This is a genomic window from uncultured Bacillus sp. (assembly GCF_958411575.1).
Lineage (GTDB): Bacteria > Bacillota > Bacilli > Bacillales > Bacillaceae > Bacillus > Bacillus spizizenii.
Genome location: NZ_CATYRA010000001.1, coordinates 550,759 through 573,120 on the forward strand (window position 1 = coordinate 550,759; position 22,362 = coordinate 573,120).

At 41.3% G+C, this 22,362-nt stretch carries 27 protein-coding genes and 4 pseudogenes; 4 read left to right on the top strand and 27 right to left on the bottom strand.

Annotation, left to right across the window (positions count from 1 at the left end):
- Positions 1 to 31: 31 nt before the first annotated feature.
- Positions 32 to 616 carry a DUF421 domain-containing protein gene (locus tag Q5C82_RS02730; protein ID WP_003218856.1) on the top strand — a complete coding sequence of 195 codons (585 nt, stop codon included), beginning with the start codon at positions 32 to 34 and terminating at the stop codon, positions 614 to 616.
- Between the two features lie 37 nt (positions 617 to 653).
- On the opposite strand, the gene Q5C82_RS02735 is transcribed toward Q5C82_RS02730, so the two are convergent.
- From Q5C82_RS02735 to Q5C82_RS02760, 6 genes are all read right to left on the bottom strand, one after another.
- The gene (locus Q5C82_RS02735; RefSeq protein WP_003218858.1) at positions 654 to 1,760 is read right to left on the bottom strand and encodes a hypothetical protein; all 1,107 of its coding nucleotides are present in this window, start codon (positions 1,758 to 1,760) and stop codon (positions 654 to 656) included.
- A 96-nt stretch (positions 1,761 to 1,856) separates the two neighbouring features.
- Entirely contained in the window at positions 1,857 to 3,278 is a 1,422-nt protein-coding gene (locus Q5C82_RS02740) for a glycoside hydrolase family 1 protein (protein WP_003218859.1), read from the bottom strand.
- A 20-nt stretch (positions 3,279 to 3,298) separates the two neighbouring features.
- Positions 3,299 to 5,131, bottom strand: coding sequence for a PTS beta-glucoside transporter subunit IIBCA (locus tag Q5C82_RS02745; protein ID WP_003218861.1), 1,833 nt, complete (start codon positions 5,129 to 5,131; stop codon positions 3,299 to 3,301).
- Positions 5,132 to 5,445: 314 nt separating this feature from the next.
- Positions 5,446 to 6,279 carry a transcriptional antiterminator LicT gene (licT, locus tag Q5C82_RS02750; protein WP_003218864.1) on the bottom strand — a complete coding sequence of 278 codons (834 nt, stop codon included), beginning with the start codon at positions 6,277 to 6,279 and terminating at the stop codon, positions 5,446 to 5,448.
- 94 nt (positions 6,280 to 6,373) lie between these two features.
- On the bottom strand, positions 6,374 to 7,054 hold the full coding sequence (locus Q5C82_RS02755) for a hypothetical protein (RefSeq protein WP_003218866.1): 681 nt from the start codon (positions 7,052 to 7,054) through the stop codon (positions 6,374 to 6,376).
- Entirely contained in the window at positions 7,051 to 7,212 is a 162-nt protein-coding gene (locus Q5C82_RS02760; protein WP_003218867.1) for a hypothetical protein, read from the bottom strand. The genes Q5C82_RS02755 and Q5C82_RS02760 overlap by 4 nt, the downstream gene beginning before the upstream one ends.
- A gap of 47 nt (positions 7,213 to 7,259) precedes the next feature.
- Here Q5C82_RS02760 and Q5C82_RS02765 point away from each other — a divergent pair, with 47 nt between their 5' ends.
- On the top strand, positions 7,260 to 8,546 hold the full coding sequence (locus Q5C82_RS02765; RefSeq protein WP_079996481.1) for an MFS transporter: 1,287 nt from the start codon (positions 7,260 to 7,262) through the stop codon (positions 8,544 to 8,546).
- An 18-nt stretch (positions 8,547 to 8,564) separates the two neighbouring features.
- On the opposite strand, the gene dbpA is transcribed toward Q5C82_RS02765, so the two are convergent.
- Both dbpA and Q5C82_RS02775 read right to left on the bottom strand, forming a co-directional pair.
- A complete protein-coding gene (gene dbpA / locus Q5C82_RS02770; protein ID WP_003218871.1) occupies positions 8,565 to 10,004 on the bottom strand; it encodes an ATP-dependent RNA helicase DbpA in 1,440 nt (479 codons plus the stop codon).
- An 81-nt stretch (positions 10,005 to 10,085) separates the two neighbouring features.
- Positions 10,086 to 11,234, bottom strand: a complete 1,149-nt coding sequence (locus tag Q5C82_RS02775) for a rhamnogalacturonan acetylesterase (RefSeq protein WP_003218873.1) — start codon at positions 11,232 to 11,234, stop codon at positions 10,086 to 10,088.
- 164 nt (positions 11,235 to 11,398) lie between these two features.
- Between Q5C82_RS02775 and Q5C82_RS02780 the strand changes: the two genes are divergently transcribed.
- Both Q5C82_RS02780 and Q5C82_RS02785 read left to right on the top strand, forming a co-directional pair.
- Positions 11,399 to 11,734 (top strand): PadR family transcriptional regulator, encoded by a 336-nt coding sequence (locus Q5C82_RS02780; protein ID WP_003218875.1) that lies wholly within the window; start codon positions 11,399 to 11,401, stop codon positions 11,732 to 11,734.
- A 2-nt stretch (positions 11,735 to 11,736) separates the two neighbouring features.
- Positions 11,737 to 12,294 carry a DUF2812 domain-containing protein gene (locus Q5C82_RS02785; RefSeq protein WP_003218877.1) on the top strand — a complete coding sequence of 186 codons (558 nt, stop codon included), beginning with the start codon at positions 11,737 to 11,739 and terminating at the stop codon, positions 12,292 to 12,294.
- Between the two features lie 18 nt (positions 12,295 to 12,312).
- Here Q5C82_RS02785 and Q5C82_RS02790 read toward each other — a convergent pair whose 3' ends face one another.
- The 19 genes and pseudogenes from Q5C82_RS02790 to Q5C82_RS02880 all read right to left on the bottom strand — a co-directional run bounded on the left by Q5C82_RS02790 (position 12,313) and on the right by Q5C82_RS02880 (position 22,349).
- Positions 12,313 to 12,750, bottom strand: coding sequence for a hypothetical protein (locus tag Q5C82_RS02790; protein ID WP_003218879.1), 438 nt, complete (start codon positions 12,748 to 12,750; stop codon positions 12,313 to 12,315).
- A 235-nt stretch (positions 12,751 to 12,985) separates the two neighbouring features.
- Positions 12,986 to 13,256 (bottom strand): annotated as a pseudogene (locus tag Q5C82_RS02795) (EamA family transporter); the annotation flags it as partial.
- 317 nt (positions 13,257 to 13,573) lie between these two features.
- Positions 13,574 to 13,702: pseudogene (locus Q5C82_RS02800) on the bottom strand (hypothetical protein); the annotation flags it as partial.
- A gap of 17 nt (positions 13,703 to 13,719) precedes the next feature.
- Positions 13,720 to 14,172, bottom strand: coding sequence for a hypothetical protein (locus Q5C82_RS02805; RefSeq protein ID WP_003218885.1), 453 nt, complete (start codon positions 14,170 to 14,172; stop codon positions 13,720 to 13,722).
- Positions 14,173 to 14,187: 15 nt separating this feature from the next.
- On the bottom strand, positions 14,188 to 14,484 hold the full coding sequence (locus Q5C82_RS02810; RefSeq protein WP_003218887.1) for a YxiJ family protein: 297 nt from the start codon (positions 14,482 to 14,484) through the stop codon (positions 14,188 to 14,190).
- Positions 14,477 to 14,806 (bottom strand): hypothetical protein, encoded by a 330-nt coding sequence (locus Q5C82_RS02815; protein WP_003218889.1) that lies wholly within the window; start codon positions 14,804 to 14,806, stop codon positions 14,477 to 14,479. The genes Q5C82_RS02810 and Q5C82_RS02815 overlap by 8 nt, the downstream gene beginning before the upstream one ends.
- Positions 14,807 to 14,832: 26 nt before the next feature.
- Positions 14,833 to 15,315 (bottom strand): hypothetical protein, encoded by a 483-nt coding sequence (locus tag Q5C82_RS02820; protein ID WP_003218891.1) that lies wholly within the window; start codon positions 15,313 to 15,315, stop codon positions 14,833 to 14,835.
- Between the two features lie 30 nt (positions 15,316 to 15,345).
- Positions 15,346 to 16,104 (bottom strand): hypothetical protein, encoded by a 759-nt coding sequence (locus tag Q5C82_RS02825; RefSeq protein WP_003218893.1) that lies wholly within the window; start codon positions 16,102 to 16,104, stop codon positions 15,346 to 15,348.
- Between the two features lie 25 nt (positions 16,105 to 16,129).
- Complete coding sequence (locus Q5C82_RS02830) at positions 16,130 to 16,618, bottom strand: DUF2716 domain-containing protein (protein ID WP_079996672.1); 489 nt, start codon at positions 16,616 to 16,618, stop codon at positions 16,130 to 16,132.
- A gap of 16 nt (positions 16,619 to 16,634) precedes the next feature.
- Positions 16,635 to 17,087: a hypothetical protein gene (locus Q5C82_RS02835; protein ID WP_032727377.1), complete on the bottom strand. Its 453-nt coding sequence runs from the start codon at positions 17,085 to 17,087 to the stop codon at positions 16,635 to 16,637.
- Positions 17,088 to 17,159: 72 nt separating this feature from the next.
- Positions 17,160 to 17,446: pseudogene (locus tag Q5C82_RS02840) on the bottom strand (DNA-binding protein); the annotation flags it as partial.
- A 64-nt stretch (positions 17,447 to 17,510) separates the two neighbouring features.
- Entirely contained in the window at positions 17,511 to 18,380 is an 870-nt protein-coding gene (locus tag Q5C82_RS02845) for a hypothetical protein (protein WP_003218901.1), read from the bottom strand.
- Between the two features lie 172 nt (positions 18,381 to 18,552).
- Positions 18,553 to 18,930: a DUF2750 domain-containing protein gene (locus tag Q5C82_RS02850; RefSeq protein ID WP_003218903.1), complete on the bottom strand. Its 378-nt coding sequence runs from the start codon at positions 18,928 to 18,930 to the stop codon at positions 18,553 to 18,555.
- A gap of 146 nt (positions 18,931 to 19,076) precedes the next feature.
- Positions 19,077 to 19,508, bottom strand: coding sequence for a hypothetical protein (locus Q5C82_RS02855; protein WP_003218905.1), 432 nt, complete (start codon positions 19,506 to 19,508; stop codon positions 19,077 to 19,079).
- A 147-nt stretch (positions 19,509 to 19,655) separates the two neighbouring features.
- The gene (locus tag Q5C82_RS02860; RefSeq protein WP_032727376.1) at positions 19,656 to 20,072 is read right to left on the bottom strand and encodes a hypothetical protein; all 417 of its coding nucleotides are present in this window, start codon (positions 20,070 to 20,072) and stop codon (positions 19,656 to 19,658) included.
- 46 nt (positions 20,073 to 20,118) lie between these two features.
- Positions 20,119 to 20,376, bottom strand: coding sequence for a DNA-binding protein (locus Q5C82_RS02865; protein WP_230939499.1), 258 nt, complete (start codon positions 20,374 to 20,376; stop codon positions 20,119 to 20,121).
- A 144-nt stretch (positions 20,377 to 20,520) separates the two neighbouring features.
- Positions 20,521 to 20,936, bottom strand: a pseudogene (locus tag Q5C82_RS02870) (hypothetical protein).
- Between the two features lie 141 nt (positions 20,937 to 21,077).
- Positions 21,078 to 21,446: a DUF4240 domain-containing protein gene (locus tag Q5C82_RS02875; RefSeq protein ID WP_003218914.1), complete on the bottom strand. Its 369-nt coding sequence runs from the start codon at positions 21,444 to 21,446 to the stop codon at positions 21,078 to 21,080.
- A 54-nt stretch (positions 21,447 to 21,500) separates the two neighbouring features.
- Positions 21,501 to 22,349, bottom strand: coding sequence for a hypothetical protein (locus Q5C82_RS02880; protein ID WP_003218916.1), 849 nt, complete (start codon positions 22,347 to 22,349; stop codon positions 21,501 to 21,503).
- Positions 22,350 to 22,362 lie beyond the last annotated feature (13 nt).

Genomic DNA, 22,362 nt, shown 5'->3' on the forward strand with positions numbered 1-22,362 from the left:
TATGGAAAAACCAACACAAAAAGGTGATTGCATGAATTTTGCTTGGGAAGCACTCATTTTAATTATATCCGGCATTATATTGCTTAGAATTTCTGGCAGAAAGTCAATCTCTCAAATGACGTTAGCACAAACTGTGGTTATGATTTCGATTGGAACAATTATTGTCCAGCCGATTATAGAGACAAGTTTATGGAAAACCCTTGTGGCAGCCAGTATTTTTACTGTGGCTCTCATACTCATGGAATGGTTCCAGATCAAAGCCAATTGGGTGGAAAAGTTCATAACCGGCAAAGCGAAATTAGTCATTGAAGATGGCAAACTCAATATAGAAAATATGAAAAAATTGAGGCTGACAGTTGACCAGCTTGAAATGCGAATGAGGCTTCACGGAATATCCAGCATAAAGGACGTGAAGAATGCAACGATTGAAGCAAACGGCCAATTAGGATATGAATGGCATGATGACAAGAAGCCGCTAACCATGGGTGATTTTAAGAAATTGATGAATATTCCTGCTGCAAATACAATGAATCAGTCTGAACCAGATAAACAAGATAACATTTTTGAAGAGTTAAAAAACACTAGTCATGGTCATTCTTCTGGCAAATTAAAATAAGGCAATTTCATTGTAATGAAATAGCCCAAGTGAATTCTTATTGAATATACGAAATGACTGGCAAGCTTTCAACGCCTGATGCGTAGTAGTAATTTAAAACACTGAAAAAGTCGATTGCTTTGCCGGTTTTTACATCAACGATTAAAATATGATCACCATAGTTTTGATCATCTGCATCAAGTCTTCTAGGTGTTTTTTTGCCTAACGTATCAAGAAAAGAGTCATCGTATCCTACCCCTGACTGATACGCTGATACATGATGCATAAACAGAGTTCCTGTATCTAAGTAAACCATCACTGCCGCATTTGAGCTCGCATAACTTGAACGATAAGTAACAGGGTCAGAAACATTTTTCACCTTCACATCGGAAATAGAATGGGTGCGCTGATTATACCCGCCGCCATACGAAAAATAATATTCTCTTTCCCAGCTTAACGAAGATGTTTTTGTGCTGGTATTGTACAATAATGTTCCGTTTGCATAGACAGAACCGTCTGCGTACTCAGCAACAAAGGCTTGCAGATTAGAGGTGATCGACTTCACACTTGTGTAATTTGAAGGGTTTTTTGCATTTAACTGAATGTTGTATGAATCTCCCAGCGTTCCTTCAGAATAAACCCGAATCATATAATCGCCGGCCGGAAGCTCTTTTAAAAGAACTAAGTTCCCCGCATCCATTGCGATATTAGTCGGCTGTGCTTCACCCGTATCCCAATTGACCACATACAATTTTAAATAATACTGACTGTTAGCAGACAAAATCCGTGTAATCAAAGTTCGATCTGACGAAGTGCTGAAAAAATACATATCGTCCGGGTTATTTTCGTTAAGTACAGATGAAGTATCAAATACTTGGTCTTCGGAGTTGTACATGGAAGTTGTTTTAAAAACATTCTCATTGGCAGGCTTCTTTACCTTAATGGCTTCTGCATTTTGATCCGTTTTAAGGCTTCCTGCATCTGCTTGCTTTAAAGAAACATCCTCCATTTCCTTATGGTTTTTCAATGTTTCCTGCTGTTTCGTGATTGCTTTCTCTTTTGGCACGTTTTGCGCTGCAGCAGCATTTGAATTCAGACAAAAGCTAAAGGCCACAATCAAGACAGCACACAATAGGGGTAATGAAAATATTTTTTTGTTCTTCATATACAAACTCCTTTCAGATTTTATACTGTACATATCGGCAGGAAACTTTAACTATTTACATTTATTACTCAATGTTCATAATTTGTATATTTTTAACTACCCCTTCAACACTTCACCATTTGAAGCAATCAGCTCTTTATACCAATAAAAGCTTTTCTTGCGGATACGGCGCAGATCCTTCAGGTCAAATTCATCACGATTGACGTAAATGAAGCCGTAGCGTTTCGAGCAACCTTGGTGCGTAGAAATCAAGTCAATGGCTGACCATGGGGAGTAGCCGAACACATCGACGCCGTCTGTGATGGCCCACTGAATTTGTTCAATGTGCTGTTTTACATAATCAATGCGGTAATCGTCATTGACCGTATCGTTTTCTTCTAGTTGATCGAAGGCGCCAAGCCCGTTTTCTGTGATGATCAATGGCAGCTGGTAACGGTCATAGATTTCTCTTAGCGTGGAGCGGAAACCGACCGGATCAATCTCCCAGCCGAAGTCATTTTTCTTCAAATGCGGGTTGCTGCTTCCGCGGTAGACGCCTGCTTCTCCCGTTTTCAAATGCTGGTCACCTCCGCGCGCCACTTCGTCCGAGCCGTCGCCTTTGCTCGCTGCCGCTGTTTGAGAGGTATAGTAGTTAAAGGCGATAAAATCAGGTTTCGCGGATTGCAGAATCTCCATGTCACCATCTTCAATAAATGGCGTATAGCCTTTTTCTTTCATATAAGCCCACGCCGTCGTATTGTAGCGCCCATGAACTGCCATGTCTAAATAGAGCCAATTCCGAATCGCATTATAGTTAAAAGCCGCCACAATATCCTCCGGTTTAGAAGACGCCGGGTAGATGAGCGCAATATTCGGAGCAGGGCCGATTTTTGCGCCCGGCAGCATGTCATGGCAAAGGTTCATGGCTTTTGCCTGCGCCACCAGCATGTGGTGGTTTTGCTGATACAGCTCTTTTTTCGGATTTTTAAGATTCGGATCAAGTGTACCTAAAGCGCTGCCATGAAGGATCATCATGTTTTGTTCGTTGATGGTCAGCCAGTACTTGACGCGGTCTCCGAAATGCTCAAACAACACTTTGGAATACCGTTCAAACGCATCTATTGTCGCTCTTTGCGACCAGCCGCCTTTTTTCTGCAAGGCATTCGGCAAATCAAAATGATACATCGTGACGATCGGCTCAATCTTATATTTGAGCAACTCATCAATCAGATTGCTGTAAAATTCAATTCCCTTGTGGTTGATGTCTCCGTCGCCGTCAGGAATAATCCGCGTCCATGCGATGGAAAACCGGTACGCTTTAAAGCCCATTTCAGCAAACAAGGCAACGTCTTCTTTATAGCGATGGTAATGGTCGCTGGCGACTTTAAAATCAGTCGTTCCCTCAGGATAGCTGTCGCGGGCGTCAATCACTGAAGGTCCCTTTCCGTCTTCGTTCCACGCGCCTTCAACTTGATAGGCAGAAGTAGATGCGCCCCACAAAAAATTCTCCGGAAATGCTGCAAGTGTTTTATAGTTCATCGTCTGTTCCTCCAATGGTTTTAGATTAAAGAAAAAATTCTTTCTTCTATTTTGATTTGCTTTTGATCTGTTTGAATGACGTCAGTATATTGATCTGCGTTTGTGATGACGATCGGCGTGTTCATATCAAACCCCGCCTTTAGCAAGTCATCAAGGTCAAACTCAGCAAGCAAATCACCTTGTTTGACTGCTTGTCCCTGCACGACCTTAGGATAAAAGTGCTTACCCTCCAGCTTCACCGTATCAAAACCGAGGTGAATGAGGATTTCCGTTTCCTGATCGGTGACCATGCCGAATGCATGGCCCGTCGGAAAAACGGTTGATATCACGCCATCCGCTGGCGCGACGAGTCTGCCTTTCTCCGGCAAAATCGCTATCCCCTTTCCAAGTGTCTCAGATGCAAACACTTTATCCTTCACTTCTGTTAGCGGAACCACTTTTCCTTCTAACGGACTGCTGATCTCTTCACGGCGGACTGAGGGTGCAGAGGATTCTGCTTTGATGTCTGTTTGTTCCGCGGGATCTTCAAACCCGACGATGTACGTTAAGATGATTGATAGAATAAAAGATACCGAGATTCCCAAGATAAAACCGGCAAAGCCCTGCCCGTAGAAAATCGGGATCGTCAATAGACCGGGTGCGCCAGAAGCGATGGCCACGCTGTGAGCCTGTCCGATAATCGCCCCGCCAACAGCAGCACTAATGACACCGCATACAAAAGGTTTTTTCAGCCTGAGCGTCACGCCGTAAACGGCTGGTTCTGTAATGCCAAAAATCCCTGTGACAGCGGCGGAACCGGCAAGCGCCTTTAATTTTTTGTTTTTCGTTTTCAGCATGACACCCACAGCAGCTCCCGTTTGTGCAAACACGGCTGCCGCTGTAGCCGGCTTGATCGAATCCTGCCCATTGACCGCAATGTTATTTAAAATGACCGGCACAATCCCCCAGTGGATGCCGAAGATGACAAGAACTTGCCAGAGTGCCGCGATCACGGCGCCGGCCAGCATCGGGTTAAAGCTGAAGATGGCCAGAATCGCAGACGCGATGGCATTTCCCGCGTTTACTCCAATCGGGCCGAATACAATTAATGTGAGCGGCACAATGGTTACAAGACAAATCAGCGGGGTGATGAAGGTCTTCACACTGTCATGAATCACCCTGTTCAAGTACTTCTCAACATAGCTCATTACAAATATCGCCAGAATGATCGGGATCACAGTTGACGTATAGTTCATTAACACGACTGGAATCCCGAAAAAGTCCGTTTCCGCATTGCCATTCTTCAACTCAATGATCGTTGGATAGATAAGCGCACCCGCAACTGTGACAGAAACAAATAGATTCGCGCCAAATTTCCGGGCAGCGGTAATGGCCAGCAAGAGCGGAAGAAAGTAAAACAGGCTGTCCGCAGCGGCATACAGTATCGTATAAGTGGTTTCCTCTGTTTTGAGCCAGCCGGCATTGGTACATATCATCAGCAGGCCCTTTAAAATGCCCGCTCCCGCCATCACGCCAAGTAAAGGTGTAAAAATGCTCGATACGATATCGACAAGCCGTCCGAACAGATTCCCTTTTTGGGCAGAACGTTCAGCTTGGTCATCATTCAGCAGATTAGACATTCTTCCAATCTCTTGATACACCTCTGAAACGTGATTGCCGATCACGACTTGAAACTGCCCGCCGCTTTCCACTACAGTTACGACATCATCCAAAGCTTCGATTTTATCTTTATCCGCTTTCGACCGATCATTCAGCGTAAAACGCAGGCGTGTCGCACAATGTACAAGAGAACGCACATTTTCCTCCCCGCCGACCAGCTGTAAAATGTCTTTTGCCACTGCTTGAACCCCCATTTTCCTCTCATCCCTTCTGCTAAAAAATAAAAAACCTAAACTACCCCTATCGCAATAGGAACAAGTAGTTTAGGTTTTGCCTGCCTGACCAGTAACAATCCTATGAAACGCCCTGTTTCGTTTTTTTCTGTAAAACGCCCTCATCACCATCCCTCTGAAAAAAATAAAAACCTAAATTACCATCAGCACAGACAGAGATCATCCGCACTCATTGCAATTTAGGTTTTGCCTGCTTATCAGTAACAATCCTAACATTATCATATATGAATGTAAGAAAAAATTAACACAAGGAAATAAAAATGTCAACGCTTTCATTATGTTTGTTTGACTACCCTTTCTATATGAATCGTTACATACAGCAGCTCATCACTGGTGAGCTTGTGTTCATACTCCTGCTCAATATAGGTTTGGATTTTCTTCGTGCATTCATACGCGCGATGATACTTTTCTTTCACCGTCTCGAGTAAAAAATCGTCCTGGCTTTCCATGTGTATGCCGTTAAATAGACGCTGCGCGAAAAACTTCAAGTGGGTGACGAACCGGTAATAGTGAAGCGATTCTTCGTTGAATTCAATCTTAAAATGGTATTTTACGATACTCAAAATCTCTTGCATGACTTTTGTAATGTTGATGATATTAGGCATCTCTTCGTTCAGCTCGGCATTTACGATATGCAGGGCAATAAAGCCTGCTTCATCCTCCGGCAGAGACACGCCAGTCTTGTTTTTCACCATCTGCAGCGCTTCTTTGCCAATCGCAAATTCATCTTTGTACAGCCGCTTTGTTTCCCACAGCAAGGCGTTTTTGATATCAAGCCCCTTCTGATTGCGCTGGATGGCAAAGTTAATATGATCGGTCAGCGACACATAGATGCTGTCGTTGAGCTTTTTGCCGAGCTGTAATTTCGCATAGCTGATAATCTCTTCAGATACTTCCATACACTCGATCGGTATATCATACAAAAGGGTTTTGAATTTTTCTGATACATCCTTGTTATCGAGCGTGAACACCTTCTCAATACGGTCTTCATCGACATCATCGCCGGTCTTTTTCTGGAACGCGAGCCCCCTGCCCATGATGACCAATTCTTTTCCCTGTTCATTGACCACGCTGATCACATTATTGTTGATCACCTTCGCAATTTTCATGACATGCCCCTCCAATCAACTAAGAACAGACTACACCTTGATTGTACATTCTTTTTGTACTAGGTCAATATCATCAGGGAAAGACGGGAACTGTTTAATACAATTTACTCAGCATCGGCTGCCTGGGCTGTTTTTGAAGCATTGTCTCAAGATGGCGTTCAAATGATGCCTTGTCAGCCCCCTGCTTCTTGACAATGCTGTTCATGATTTTGACGCTTTCAGCGCTGTATTGCGTATATTGTTTTTTCAGTTGATCAAGCTGCTGTCTTGTCTTCTTCGCGTTTTTCGGTGTAACTTGGCTGATGAGTTTGATCATGCTTTCTGTGACCTCAAAAAAAGCGGCTCTATTTTCTTTCAGCTGTTGCATTTCGTTGCGGCTCATTTCTTGATTACGGGTTTTTTGGAGTAAAGCAACTGCCTCGCTGTTTTGCTTTTTGAGCTGTTTATTATCAAATTGAATTGATTCAAGGTTCTCCTTCGCAATGCCTGCTTCTTCTTCAGTCATGCTGCTCCGGACGAAGTATTCAGGATTGCCGATTCCATAATCAAATGCTTCGCTTACACGTATCATGGAACTGAAGACAATGGCCAGCTGCATATCGCTTGGGAGTGTCTGGAAGTCCTGCTTATTCTTATTGCTCATCGGTTTGGTTGTGGTTTGTTTTACTGTCTCTTGATCACAATCTGCAAACGTCTGAGCCTCATCTTCACTTTCGCATGCGCTCATCACAAGAACTGTGATCAGCAGGCTTATGCATAAGCCTATTCGCCTCATGCCCTGTCTCCTCTCTGCTGCACCTCTTCTGGAAAATACGGAAAATATAGATAAATGGTACCAGATGCACCTATGCCCAGCAATAAATCAAAAGTATGATTTAAAGCCCAAAAATATAAATATTTTGTAAAAGTTGACTTCCATTCCACTCTTTTCATACCTATTTCTCGTACAATAGAAGTATCGTTACCGGAGGAGGGCGCTGATGATGAAACGTTTTACGAAACAAGAAAACAGCTGGATGTTATATGACTGGGCAAATTCTGCTTACTCGATTGTCGTAACCACCGCGGTGTTTCCGCTATTTTATAAATCAGCGGTTGCAGAAAGCGGTATCGGCGCCGCTCAATCGACTGCCTATTTAGGCTATACCATTGCGATTTCAACGTTTATTCTTGCCATGCTCGGGCCGATTTTAGGCACGATCGCTGACTATGAAGGGTGCAAAAAACGGTTCTTTGGCTTCTTTGTGTCAGCCGGTGTCGCCAGTACCGCGATGCTTGCCTTTATCCCGAGTGAACATTGGCTGCTATTATTGCTGTTTTATACCATATCGGCTATCGGTTTTTCCGGCGCCAACGTGTTTTATGATGCCTTTCTCGTTGACGTCACTTCAGAAAAACGGATGAATATCGTCTCAGCACGGGGTTTTGGCCTAGGATACATCGGAAGCACGATTCCATTTATCATCAGCATTGCTGTCATCCTGCTTGCACAAGCAGAAACGATTCCGATGTCTGTATCGGCCGCAAGCCAGCTGTCCTTTTTCATAACGGCTGCCTGGTGGGGGCTGTTTACCATCCCGATGCTGAAACATGTCCATCAGCGCTATTACATCAAAAGAGAACCTCAAATCGTCATCAACAGCTTCAAACGGCTCGGCCAAACGGTGAAACGGATTAAGCAGTACCGGGCGCTGTTCCTCTTTTTGCTTGCTTATTTCTTTTATATCGACGGAGTCGGTACGATTATTACGATGTCGACATCCTATGGATCTGATTTAGGGATCAGCCCCACAAGCCTCCTGATCATCCTGTTTGTCACCCAGGTCGTCGCCGCACCGTTTTCCATTGTATACGGAAAACTGGCAGAACGCTTTACGGGAAAAACAATGCTCTACGTTGGGATCGTTATTTATATGATTGTCTGTGTATACGCCTATTTTCTGGAGACAACGCTTGATTTCTGGATACTGGCTATGCTTGTCGCTACCTCGCAGGGCGGCATTCAAGCCTTGAGCCGTTCTTATTTCGCCAAGTTGGTGCCAAAGCGCCACGCCAATGAATTCTTCGGTTTCTACAACATTTTCGGGAAATTCGCTTCGATTATGGGACCGCTGCTCATTGCCGTTACTGCCCAGCTGACCGGGAAATCCTCGACTGCGGTGTTCAGCCTGATCATTTTGTTTGTGATCGGAATCGTCATCCTCGCCTTTGTGCCGGAAGAGAACAGTGTCGATGTCAGCCAGCAGCAAAATGACCTGCCCCTTTAACCGGGAGCAGGTCATTCATCATTTATTCGCTTTATTCACCTTGAGCTTTTTCCCTTTGACGGTTGTATCCTTCATCACTTTGAGAACATGAGGGCCTTTTCCGTTTAAAATCTCCACGTAAGAGGCGTTATCCATGATCGTGATAATGCCGATGTCATCAGCTGACACACCGTCAATTTTGGCAATCGTTCCTACAAAATCAACGGCTCTGATTTTCTTTTTCTTTCCGCCGTTAAAATACAGCTTCATAATGTCTTTATTCAGTTCTTCGCTTTTGTCCTTTTTGCTTTCCGGACGGTCATTCATTTTAGCTAGAAATTCAGGTTTCTTCCTTGCCACTTCCTCTTGAGAAGGAGCTTCTATTTTTTGGATTTCAAATCCGATATATTCTTCAATGTCGGCTAAAAACCGTTTTTCGAAGGCCGTGACAAACGAAATGGCTTTTCCTTTGTTTCCTGCACGCCCCGTCCGGCCCGTGCGGTGGACGTAGCTTTCCTTTTCAAGCGGCAGATCGTAGTTGATGACAAGGGAGATATTTTCAATATCAATCCCGCGCGCGGCGACATCTGTTGCAACTAGGTACCGATACTCGCCCCGTTTAAATTCATTCATGACGTCGAACCGGTCTTCCTGAATCATTCCGCCGTGAATTTTATCGCATGGATATCCTAAGTCATCCAATTCATCGGTCAGCTGATTGACATGCTCTTTCGTCCGGCAGAAAATGATGGAGCTGTCGGGATTCTCCGTCATCAGCACATCTTTCAGCAAAGAAAACTTATTCTCTTCTCTTACTTGAATCACCGCATGTTCAATATTCTTTGTGGTTAGGCCGGCCGCTTTGATTTCAATATGCTGCGGGTTTTGCATATATTGACGGCTCAATTTCTCAATATCCTCCGGCAGCGTTGCCGAAAACAACATCGTCGTGCGCTCTGTCGGCAGATGCTTGATAATCGCCTCTACTTGCTCGATGAAGCCCATATTCAGCATCTCATCGGCTTCATCAATGACCAAATAGGAGAGACGGTCTAACGGCAGCGTGCCCTTTTCGATATGATCCAGTACACGTCCCGGCGTGCCGACAACCATGTGGCTTTTTTGTTTAAGCTCAGCTTTTTGTTTGTCAAAGGATGATTTTCCAAACACGGATGTCGCTTTGATTCGTTTAAATCGTCCGATGTTCGTGATATCCTCTTTTACTTGTACGGCAAGCTCACGGGTCGGTGTTAAAATAAGCGCCTGTGGCTTGTTTTCATCCCAATCCGCCAGCTCACAGAGAGGAATCCCGAACGAAGCCGTTTTCCCGCTTCCAGTCTGTGATTTGACGACAAGATCTTTTCGTTCAAGGGCAGCGGGGATCACGCTTTGCTGCACCTTGGTCGGTTCTGTATATCCCAGTCCTTCTAATGCTCGTAAAATGTCATGACTGATTTGATAGTTTTTAAAATGACTCATGTATAAACTCCTGTCTCTTGCAGATGTTCTCATTATACTCTAATTGACGAAGGCATATGTGTTTTGTCGAAAAATGACGTATTAAAAGCCATCGATTCCCTGGCGTTTTAACTCCTGAACGGCTAGTCGCGCCAGTGCGTCGGCTCCCGCGCGGTTTGGATGCAGCGTATCTCCGTCCATGTATAATGCGAGTGTTTTTTCCAGGCCGATTGATGTAAAGTAAGCCGAGCTGAGGACATTTAAGTCAATGAGGTGTGTTTTTTCCTCTTCGGCCAAAGCCAAAATAGAAGCCCTGTACCATCGGTTGACAGACGAATGGATGCCTTCAGAAGTAAAATCTGTCGCCCGTCCCTGTGGTGTTGAAAGGATGACCTCCGCACCCTTTGCTTTCACCTGACGGATCATATCACGCATAATCTCCTTAAACTCCGCTTCAGATTCATTATGCTTCGGATTTGTGTCATTAATGCCAAGCTGCAACATAAAATAATCACCCGGCTTGATGTACTTCAAGATCGCCTCCAGCTGTCCGTCATTTCGAAACCCTCTCGCGATCTGCCCGCCGGACGCCATATTTCTTACTTGAAAAGTGTGTTTGTCGATATAGTGAGGCAGCATCTGCCCCCAGCCCGCCTGCTTGCTGCTGTTGAGCGGATAATAATTGCACACCGTCGAGTCGCCGCCGACATAAATGGTTCGGTTCGTCACCGGCTGATCAGACAATTTCTTTATTTTCAAGGCGCTAAGCGTAAAAGCGGTGCCAGCTTTCCCCTCTGTCACCAGCAGATTCAGCTGCCCGTCGGTGACAGGAATTTGGAACGTATCCTCCGCGCCATCCCCTGTCATATTAATGACCTGAAACACGCCCTCCGCCGCCACACTGGCCCTTGCCGTATTGCCAAGCGTCGCCTTCACCTCATAAAGGCCATTCGGGAGATCCACATTAAACGTGTTATTGCTTTTCGTCCCATACGCTAAAAACTGAACCGCATCCCTCTTCACACCAGCCCCGGATGCCGCCACATCCCTCATATTCTCCGGTGTTTGAAAACCGTAGCCCTTTGACCGGTCATACCGATCAGACGCCCTGACGCCAATGTAATCAGGCTCTACCGAACCGCTTCCAAAGTCAAACTGATACACCTTCGGCTCCGCCGCCTTCACATTCTCAATCCCGCCAAAACACAACATCAACATCATCACAAAAACCGCTGCCATCCATTTTTTCATCAAGAAACCCCCTATATGAAAACGCATACATTAATGCATACTCGGTGATTGTTTCTTTATGATGACTGAATGCAGAAAAAAATTGCGTTGACAAACAGAAAGGAAGATTTTATTATATCAATAGTTGATATATCATTTATTGATATAGGAAATGAGGTGACCACTTGCCAAAGCAACGTCCGCAGGAAATGGATCAGCTCACCGATCCAGCCTATTATATTGTCTTAACATTGCTGGAGCCAAAACACGGATATTCGATCATGCAGGAGATTGAGGAAATGACCGATGACTCCTTTACGATCGGCCCAGCTACTTTATATACATTGTTAAAGAAACTGCTGCAGGAAGAGATCATTGAACTTGTCAACAACGACAACCCACGCCGCAAAGTGTACCAAACCACCTTGCACGGCCAAGAACTACTCAAAAAAGAAATTCAGCGCAGAAAAGTGATGGCTGAACACGGAGAACGCGCTTTTCAACAATTGAAAGGGGACTAGTCATGAAACGGAAAAAATATATGATGTCTGAAGGATTGGCGTTTTCAGAAGAAAAGGATATGAAGAGACTCAGCGATATGGCCTGCAAAGGCTGGGTGCTCGATTCATTTGCGTTTATGGGGTATAAGCTTAGAAAAGCTGAACCGCAGAATTTGATTTACAGCTTAGACTATCGTGCCGTCAATGATGACAGCATGGATGAATACCTTGACATATTCGAAAATGCTGGATGGGAGCATGTTTGTTCTGAATACACCACACATATCTTTGCCGCTGCACCCGGAACGAAGCCGATTTACTCCGACCGTTCAACCTTGATTGATAAATACAAACAAAGTGAATATACCCTTCGCTATATCACATTGTTTATGCTCTGTCTTACCGCGGCTTTCACTGTCATCAGGAGTATGCTTTTTTCTGCTGAAGCTACCGTACTTCATAACACCATACACATCCTTTTTATCTTTCTCATCGCCATCACTATTCCGGCTACCCTTACTTACGCAGCCGCTGTCTTCAGAATTTGGCGAGTCAAACGCAGAAACCCCAACCTTGAGTGAAGGCTGGGGTTTTGTTTTTTAATAAAGAGAAGCGAATGTATAATTAATCGTTTTTTTAGTTCCTGTATTACTGAATTTAAATCTGTATTTTGTTTTATAGCTCTTAGATGCTTTACTGTAGCTCAAGTTGGTATAACCCTTTTTCTTTGCATAAAACGTTTTAATGGTTTTCCACCCTTTACTTGTCTTCTGTTGCATCTCGGCTTTTATGTTCCCGCTCCCAGATCCGTTTGCATTTATGCTTGCATTCGTTCCTTGACCTGAATAAAAAATCTGAAATGCAGGTGAGTACGTATAGTTTTTGAATGAGCCTGAATGGTAATGGGTAGTCCAAATACTGCCTCTTTTCACCCAATCTTTTGCTTGAGCTTTGTTACCGGCAAGATCTATAGCTGTAAAGCTTGTCAATGCGATAACAAAAGCAACGAAGGTCATGATCAATTTCTTCTTTTTCATTATGTAATTCCTCCCGCTCTCATATAGTTCTTTTATCATCTTTAAATATGATAATCATGATTAGAAGATGATGCATCCTCCTAAAATACTAAATTATGGAGATTTATCATGCATCTCGCATACATAATGACTATAGACTCATTTCTTTAGATTCATTTCCTGTTCTGCTTGAGAACGTTTGGAAATAAAACAAAAGCAACTGCCTTCGACAGCTGCTTTTATCATTCGATATTCTTTACATTTGAGAATTCTCAGCAACCACATCCGCCTCCCCTGCCTCCTGACAAGCGTCAAAGCCATGCCCGCAAAGATCATTACGATGCCTAGTGTTTGATAGAGGTCTGGGCGGAAACCCGTAAAGACGGTATCGAGTACGATTGCGACAGCCGGGTCGAGGAAGGCAATAATTGAAATAAACTTTGTTGATAAGAATCGCAAACTATAAAAAACAGCAAATAGACAATACCAGTATGGATGATACCGGTAGACACCACCATGATCCAGTTCCTCGGTGATTGTTTCTTTATGATGGATGAAGGCAGAAAAAAATTGCGTTGAAGAATAAAAATGAGGTGGGGGGTCTCAAGCAAAAAGGGGAAAATCAGTGTGACTTCTTGTCACACTTGATCACATCCCAACCTCCGCAATAGAAACTCATTTGGTTTTCTTGATCATACACATAATAACGGAGTCTTTCCCATTGATAATCAGTCGGTTCAATCTCCAACTCAACCGCATTGATGGATTCAAGGTCATCCAGCTTTGATGCACTAATGTTTTCAAACCGCAATTGAATGTCACAGGTTTGAGCAGATAGTTTTAATTCAAACACAGGAATATGAATATAACGATCATCTTCTTTCATATAGAAAGAAAACTCGTTTAATGTAAATGGACCTGTATCCGCATCAGAAAGATGTTTTTTCATTTTCTCGTATTGTGTGATATTCAAATGAATCTCTCCTATTTTTAGTTACCGCCAACCATATAGATCTCCGCAGCATCGTATTCAAACCACATGATCCGTTCACCTGAGTCCGTCAGGCACTGGAGTTTGCCTTCGGAAAAATAGCTTTTATCCGGTTGAGGATCAGTAATCAGAAAAACATCATCATTGATGGAAGCTAACAGAAAGAGAAGTCCTGCAATGTCCCAATCTGCTCTCTGTAATATGGATTGGAAATGGAATTCTCTTTTCGCTAGTTTTATCACCTTGTAAGCATAACCTTCAAAGTACTCGGACAGGTCTTCTATAAATGAACCAGTCGTTATTACCTGTATCATGATTCGATCGTATGCAAGCCCTTCCCAAAAACGATAAAACGACTCTGCTTCTTCAAGTTCGCAAGACATAACAACTTGATGAGGCTTAAGAGCGATCATGTCTAAATTGCCGATACTGCTTATAGCGGTTATTTCCATAAAATCTTCCCCTTATCAGTTGGATAGCGCAGCGCAAATCTCTTGTCTGACTTGCTCATACAAAAGAATGTGATGATACAAATCAGTATCGTTTTTGATCATATCCAGCGGGATGTCAGGATACAGCTCAAAAAAGCTTTTCTCCAACGAACGCCGCTGATGCCGGGGCATCCTTTTATTTGCCAGCACATAATCCAAACTGCCGTCAACAAGCATAAAAAATTCAATCATTTCCGCTTCAAAGCCGTACAATTCATCAGGATACGGCGATTCTTCAAGCTCTTTCTGTCTTTTTCTCAGTTTTTCAAACACGTGATCCTCTCTCTTCTGTCATCTCATATTTCCGGCAATAAAAGCGAAACGTCTCCTCCTCCCATTCTTCCACAAGGTACCTCCCTTGCGGCTGCAATTCAATGCGGAGAAGGCAATCAGACATATCCGAAAGGGTTTCCAAATCTCGTATCGTAACGGCTGAAACGTCTTTGAATGTAAAAATAATTGGACGGAAATGATAAACAGCTGCTAACTCAATCGTATAAATGGCATCTCTATCTGTTTCTCGATAAAGACGCCATTTCTTGATATGCTGTAACAAAATTGGAGAAACTCCAGAAATATTCAATTCATTTGCCAATTTTGATTCCTCCGTTTGACGCTTCCCTATACTCCATACTCACAGTAAGGCTTCAAATCAGGGAATGCAGCCTTTAACATCCTTTCTATTCCTTCTTCATTAACGGTAAAAATAAGATCTGACGAATCACAAAAACCGACTTCAAAAACACATTCTTTCACAGGGGAGGTATAGTCATCTTCATAAAAGTCAGCATTCCCATCAACAAACGGAACTTGTGTTAAATCGTACGGTATCGTCTCTTTAGGCACAGCAGTTAAAACAGAAAATATCACATAAATCTCAAATTCATTTAATATACAATGAAATTCCTCACCTGTGATAAAAAGATAGTCTTCACGCTCGCCAATGATATCGTTCCAATGATTCTTATCCTCGGATAAATCCATCATATTCAAAATATCGCCAATGACCCAATTATACTCAGTGATAGGGAGAGGGAATTGTTTGAAAAAATCATTTAAAAGAAAAAGATCAGAATCAGCATATTCCAGACAATATCTGCTCATATGTACCTCCCCCCCAATAAAAGTCCCCTTTTACAACTCATACTTGATCAATTCCTCCATCGAGGTTCCCTTGAAATATTGATTAAGTACATCCTCAATACTCAAATGACCAAATAGCCCAATCGGATTGCTAAAGGTCTTCCCGTGTCTTTCGTCAACTTCTATTAAATCACTCTCTGCCGCTAGTGAATCGTTATGGCTAATGAGGTATTTTCCATCTTCATACATAACAAATGTTATAGCAGATTGATCAAATTTCTTCATCAGATCTATCGGCACCTTGGAAACAACCTTCCAGTTCCCCTGAAGAAAGCCTGTATATCCTGTATTCGCAATAAAAAGGGCTCTTTGCTTTTCTGCCATCATGAGAAAAATGTCATCTTTACTCAAGTGTTCCTCTGTAAAAATATCAAAATACTGAATGAGAACATCATCATTTTTATCTGCTGCCAAATCTCCTTTTACCACTAATGCATATGTAAACTGATTGATTTGCTGTAAAGGGATTTCAATGACAGCACCAGGCCTAACTTCACTTAAAGTAGTTCTTTTTTTCATCTTTAGGTTGATATCGGTGACTTGTTTTCCTTCTAATTCTTTAAAAAATGAATCGCCGTCTGAGTTTAATACCTGTAAGAGAGTATAAACAAATTCATTTAGAGTAGGCTTGCGATCCAATTGTTCAAGGAACACAGCGTGAAAATCTTCGATGGCGTCGTGACAAATATCCAAACCATCATCACTTACGAATATCTTTTTATTCTTATATTTCTCTTCCCAAAAGCCCATGTTTCACCTCCGTTTTTCAGAACACTCATCTATCTTGAAACAGGATAGGCGGATATTTATCGATTACCTTCAATAATTCTTCACCAAACACAGTGATGGTACATTTCCACGGATCACCCAAAAGCCCCCAAGAAAAATCCTGGTGAAGAAAGAAATAATAATCTCCATTTGGAAATACGGGAACAGGCCATTCGCCAAATTCATCCTTAGGCATTGCCTGATGAGGGCTAAAGGTATATCCGTCATGCTGCCAATCTAATGCGTACATCACATCGTGCTCTCCAGTACATGATTGAAATGCTTTTAAAATAGAAGTCTCTAAATCACTCAGCACTCTGCTCACATCATCATAACCAGCTTTACTGCTCATCCCGCTTGAGATATCAAACACTCGATATGGATCAGGCGGGATGATATGATGAAATCTGTTTCCGGGCCTCCACTTTATGATCTTGTTCACTTCTGACCAGATGCGGTCTTGTTTTGTCTGACTTAAGGCTTGCCAATTCATCATCATCTCATCCCTACACCTATTGGATATCCTGTTTATAAACACCAGAAGAGGCCACTGCGTAAACAGCGTTGCTTGTCAGTTTCAGCTGTTGAACGTCTAGGGCTTCACCGTTCGAGTCATAGCATGTTATCTCTTCCATCTCTTGACTCACATCGGCAGAAATCAAATAAAGAGACGACTCAAGCTCTTCACTGTAACAATTGAACGTCCCAACCAAAAAACCTTCTTCAGATATCGCAAGCTGATAAAATGCTTCTGAGTTCGGCTCTTTATCCGACAGAATCCATACTCGTCTCACGACCGTTTCATCAAATGCGGCAATGACTGCATCTCCGTAATACAGCATATAAATCAAGCCGTTTTTTTCTGCAAGTCCATAACAATCATCTACAGCCGGCGCATCCATTTCTTCGAGCTTTCTATCAATGTGTATTTCCTTCTGCTGACCATCTAACGTAAAACACCACACACTATGGCCGTTGGGATTCTCATCATGATAAATCCCTTCATCACATAAACCGACCCAAAGCTGTTGTTTTTCATCCAAAAGACAGCAGGAAACCCCTGAAGGCAAGTGAAAAGCACTTTCCACCCTTCCCTCTTCTGAAAAAACCTTTACCTTCGGCTCATACGATTCGTAATAAACGAAGACATAGCCATCTGCTCTTTCACTTTAAAATCCCGAACATCACCGGAAGGATCATAAATTGTAATGGTGATATCACCTTTCAACCCTTTTCCAATGTAGACACGCCCCTGTGCATCGGCATGGAAAAAACAATCTTGGGTGTCCGTGTTGATGATTTTATTCATTTTTAATTTTTTCATTGGTTATGCTCCTAGGTTTTCAAAAATCTGAATATCGAATGAATAGAAATTTAAAGGGTCACATTTATAAGCTGTTTGTATTTAACAGAAAAAGATTATGATGATGATCAATTCCTACACACTTATCTTTATATACAGCTACTTGGGCAAAACATAGATCTTCACCAGTATTCTCATTCAACATCTTATGTTCTACAAAGCTTTGCATATCAGTTGTCTTGGCTGCTTTTTTTATATGATATGAGTCATCCAAAATGAATAAGTAAAGATACGAGCCGTTTTGGATACAGGAATGAAGCTCTATTTCAGCCTTATATTGTCCAAATGTTTCTCCCGATAATTTGAGTTTTTGTATATAGTCTTCTCCCATCGATCTGTAATGCAAATAGATGGCATCTTCACTTACAAAAGTAGAATAATATTGGTCAATCACGTATGAACTACCATCATCGGAGTCCAATTCATATTCTTCATTTTTCAAAATGAATTTATTAATTCCTCTTGCGCTTATATCCTGATCAACGCCTGAAAATATGCCCATTTCATCATATCCAACCCATAGATTTTTATTTTGATCTATCATCATTGAATTAATGTATCGTCCCGCATAAAAAGATTGATAGAATCCTTTGAGCGGACTCCACACGTATATGTTGGGTTCTACGTTACTTATTCCATCCTCGTACTCTTTATCAATTAAAAACAAAAATGAATCATCAACTTTTTGAACATTTATGACTTGGTTGTCGCTATGTACGTTATAGCTGTTTATGAATTGTGCATCGATGTTAGAATAAAGAGAAATATGATTGACGTACTCATGATCATTTCTCTTCTGCTGAGTCAACACGATGAATTCTGAATCATTTATAGATAATAAAATTTTGCCTTTCTCAGTTACTCTATGTAATCCTTTAAAGATTAAATCAGACATATATGCCACCTTTCAAAATAACTATCTACAAAATATCACCAAGTATATCGCTTTTGATTGCACTTGTATCTACACGGAATTTAGTTTACTTTTTCAGCTGTACATTCAACATTTACCCAAAAGGAAACTCCTTTCCGAGTGCCTCTAAATTTGGAGAAAGAAGATTATCTCTTTAATAGTTTTCTAATTCATCCTTAATGTCAGAGAGAACTTGAGAAATTGGTATCGAAACTGAATCTATATTGTTGAAAAAAATGGATATACCAACTTTATCTTCAAGCATACCAGGAAGCCAGTTCTCTACAAAATCCTCTAAACTTATTGACTCTGGATATGTACCCTTCCATTTCTCAATTGAACATTGTTTTGCATGCTCTTCAGTTGGCCAAAAATGAAGTTGTATTGTTCCATTATCGTCTTCAGATATAGCCCATCCTTTATCATTACTTAATGACCAGACTTCTTCATAGTCAACAACTTTCTTAATAAAATAACGATATCTTTTTTCAGGATCTAACTTTAGTGTCATCTCAAGTTCTTTTTCATTCATTTTTCACTCTTCCTTATAAGCAGTGTAAGAGGGACATCAGCATCAATCCCTAACCATATTCAGTCATCCCAATCCTATTCAATATCTTTTCTTTTTTGCCATCAAAGAAAACCCACTTTAAACCAATGCAGAAATTACTATTTATATTACAGAAGTTTAGAAGGATTTTTTATATTTTCAAGATTTAATTTTAAAGTGGTCACAAAAGACTCTAGCTTTTCTTCACTACAATTAATTTCGAACAAGTTGGAGTTCGACTTACTTTCTTTATATTCATCATCACATATAATTTTAATCTTAATTCTGTAATTTCCGTTTTCTTTATCAATACTAAGAAGTAAGAACGGTTCAATAGTTTCTAAACTTATGTTGGAATGTTTTCCCATTATTATAGCTTCGATTCCAGATATCAGCAATGTATATTCACTTTCTAATAAAACAGCGGAAAAATCGCGAACGATCGCTTTGTTATTTTCCAACAACTCAAATATGGATAAAATAAATGGATCATCGTCCATTTCTTGATACCTTCTCGGTGTTAGTTCAAGTTCAAGACAATCGTCTCTAATTCTGGCCATACTACCTCCTAGTTTTATATGAGGTTTATTATAATAAACCTTTATTTCCTTTCCATGCTGTTTGAAATGGTGATACCATCGCCGTTTACATATTGTCTGGCTCCTGTTAAGTCGTAAAAGGCTGACAACCTTTCTTATGTAATGTATTTATTTATGATTTGAATGGTATGCATAAAACGATTGGTCATCAAAGTAAACCATTTCAGCCTCTATCGCAATTAACATGCTGTTCATATTAATAAGAAAATTAGCGTTTGAATGATAGTGTTCAATTTTACAATTTAAAAAATTACCGATTCCTTCTGGATGATAACTGAATTCAAATACTTGCCAATTGTATTCTTCAGGAACAATTTTTTCTAATCTCATGTCACCAACATCTGCACTAAAATAAACAGAAGCAACATTTTGAAATAAAATTTTATGCGTATATTCTCCTTCACCTTCAAAAACCTTAATATCGAGTGAGAGTTCTTTTTTAAACACATTAAAATCTAAATGAAGGACACTGCACCCCTCATCTATGTAATCAACCCATTCATTAATTGTTTTGTACATTGTCATCGCCTCTTTTTGATAATCTGCCTTACCACCAAGCAGAATAAACAAATTACTCCATATATTGTTTTATCCAATCATTTAAATCATCTGTTGAATGCAAATAGGTTTCAGGTGAATCTTTTAAATCAATCCCGCTTAGAAGGATTAACATATCCCAGACCCTATCGTCTGCTGCTTCGGGGTCATCCGCATAAACATAAGTGCCCGCCCAATCTGACACTTCTTCTCTTGTTGTTTGTCCATTTAAGACACTTTTGATTTTATTTATGCATTCTATTAGCTTTGGTACGCTCAATTTGATCACCACGTATACAAGTACTTAATATTTGTTATAAGTATACAAGAGATATTTTCCGTTAGAGATATATTACAAAACGTTTCCTCCTAAGAAAGCAATCTACCAATAAACAAGCTCGCAGCCGTATTCCGTGTGCAATATACATAAACCAAACTAACACTCAGGCTCAACCACAATAAAACTATGATTGAGAAGCTCTTTGTCGAACTCAATACATTCCAATAAGCCATCAAGGTGCTCGAGACATTTTCCAAAAGCACAAACTAACGCACCAATTTCGTTGCTGTATTGATGAAACAGCAGAACGTCCCTGTCATCATAGGCAACATAGGACTGAGTGTTTTCAAGATCAGCTGTTTCGCCTCCGTTTTTCCGAGAGCATCAACCTCACGGGTGTTGGCTGGTATTGAATTTGATAAAACCAGCTCAAGCAATTGCCTGCTTTGCGCCGGATCAGCAAAACGATAAGTGAAGCCTCTTTCTGCACAAGGGACTAGTTTTTCTTTGATTTCACTCTTCAACAAACGTCTTTTATTCTCGGCGAGTTTTTCGATTAATCTTTTTTGCACGGGCCGCAATCCCTCCGCCGTCAATTTCTCAAGTTCTTTTCATTTGATTAATCTTTCTCTTGTTTTCTTTGTCATTTATCATTCAGATTTGTTCTAAAAAAAGCTTGTATCGCTTATTGATACAAGCTTCATTTCTATTATTTAAAAAAGCGGATTTTCCCCAAAACGCTCCCACAGTTTTGGAAACCTTTGAGGCAAATCTTCCTCTTCCCAATCCAATTCAATACCGTCCGATTCGGCAAGTCCCTTTTGTTCAAGCGCATCTAAAAGCTCGTCGTGTACTTCATCATCCCATTCATCGTTGCCAGTCTTCATATATGTCAACGCCTCGATTGCCACTGACAGCAAGTCTTCATTTTGTGGATAGCCTTCCTCGTCAAGCGTTTCCTCCGTGATGTATGCTGCCGCCCATAGTGAGGACAGATAGCTTTTTTGCATGAATGTCTGAAGCATAAATTCAAAATCAATGATCTCATTGACTTCTTTTTTCAATAATGCATCACGCAGCACTCATTAGGTTCTTCCTGACTCCCAGCTTGGTCAATAAGCTGCCAAAACGATGTTTCATTCATTTGTCTTTCCCCCTCTGATGTCCCTCTTATAGATCCCTGAGTCTGATAGTGCATAAATAGTATTACTTGTCAGTTTCAGCTGTTGTATCGAGAGCTCCCGCCCGTCTTGATCACAGCATTTCACCTCTTGTATCGGTAGACTGACATCAGCCGGAATGAGGGAAAGTGAATGTTCATCTTTGCATATCCAAAACCCGTCATCCGAAATCGCAAGCTGGTCATATACTCCAGAATAGTCTTTATCAGAAACAATCCACACTCGTTTCACGTCCGTCTCATCAAAGGCAGCAATGACTGTATAAGAGTAATACAGCATGTATATCAATCCATCTTTTTCTGCAAGTGCATAGCAGTCATCTACCACGGGCGCATATATTTCTGAAAGCTGATGATCAATATGAGTTTCCTTTAGTTGTCCGTCTAAAGTGAAGCACAGCAAACTTTGTCCACTGGGGTTTTCGTCATCATAAATACCTTCATCACTTAAGCCGACCCATAGGTTTTGTTTCTCATCCAGAAGGCTGCATGAAGTCCCCGAAGGCAGAGAAAATGTACTTTGTTCTTTTCCGTTTGCTGAAAACACCTTAACTTTATACTCATGCAGCTTGAAGTAAACAAATACATAACTGTCATCCGAACTCTGTTGAAACAATATAATATCCTCGCACGGGATTTGTTCATTGATTTCAAATCTCCGGATATCGCCGGACAAATCAAAGATTGAAATTAAAATTCCTGTTTCACCCTTTTTCCCGATGTAAATGCGTTCATGATTATCCACATGAAAAAAACAACCTTCATTTACATCTTTTTGTATTTTGTTCATTATTAATTTTTTCATTATATCCCCCTAG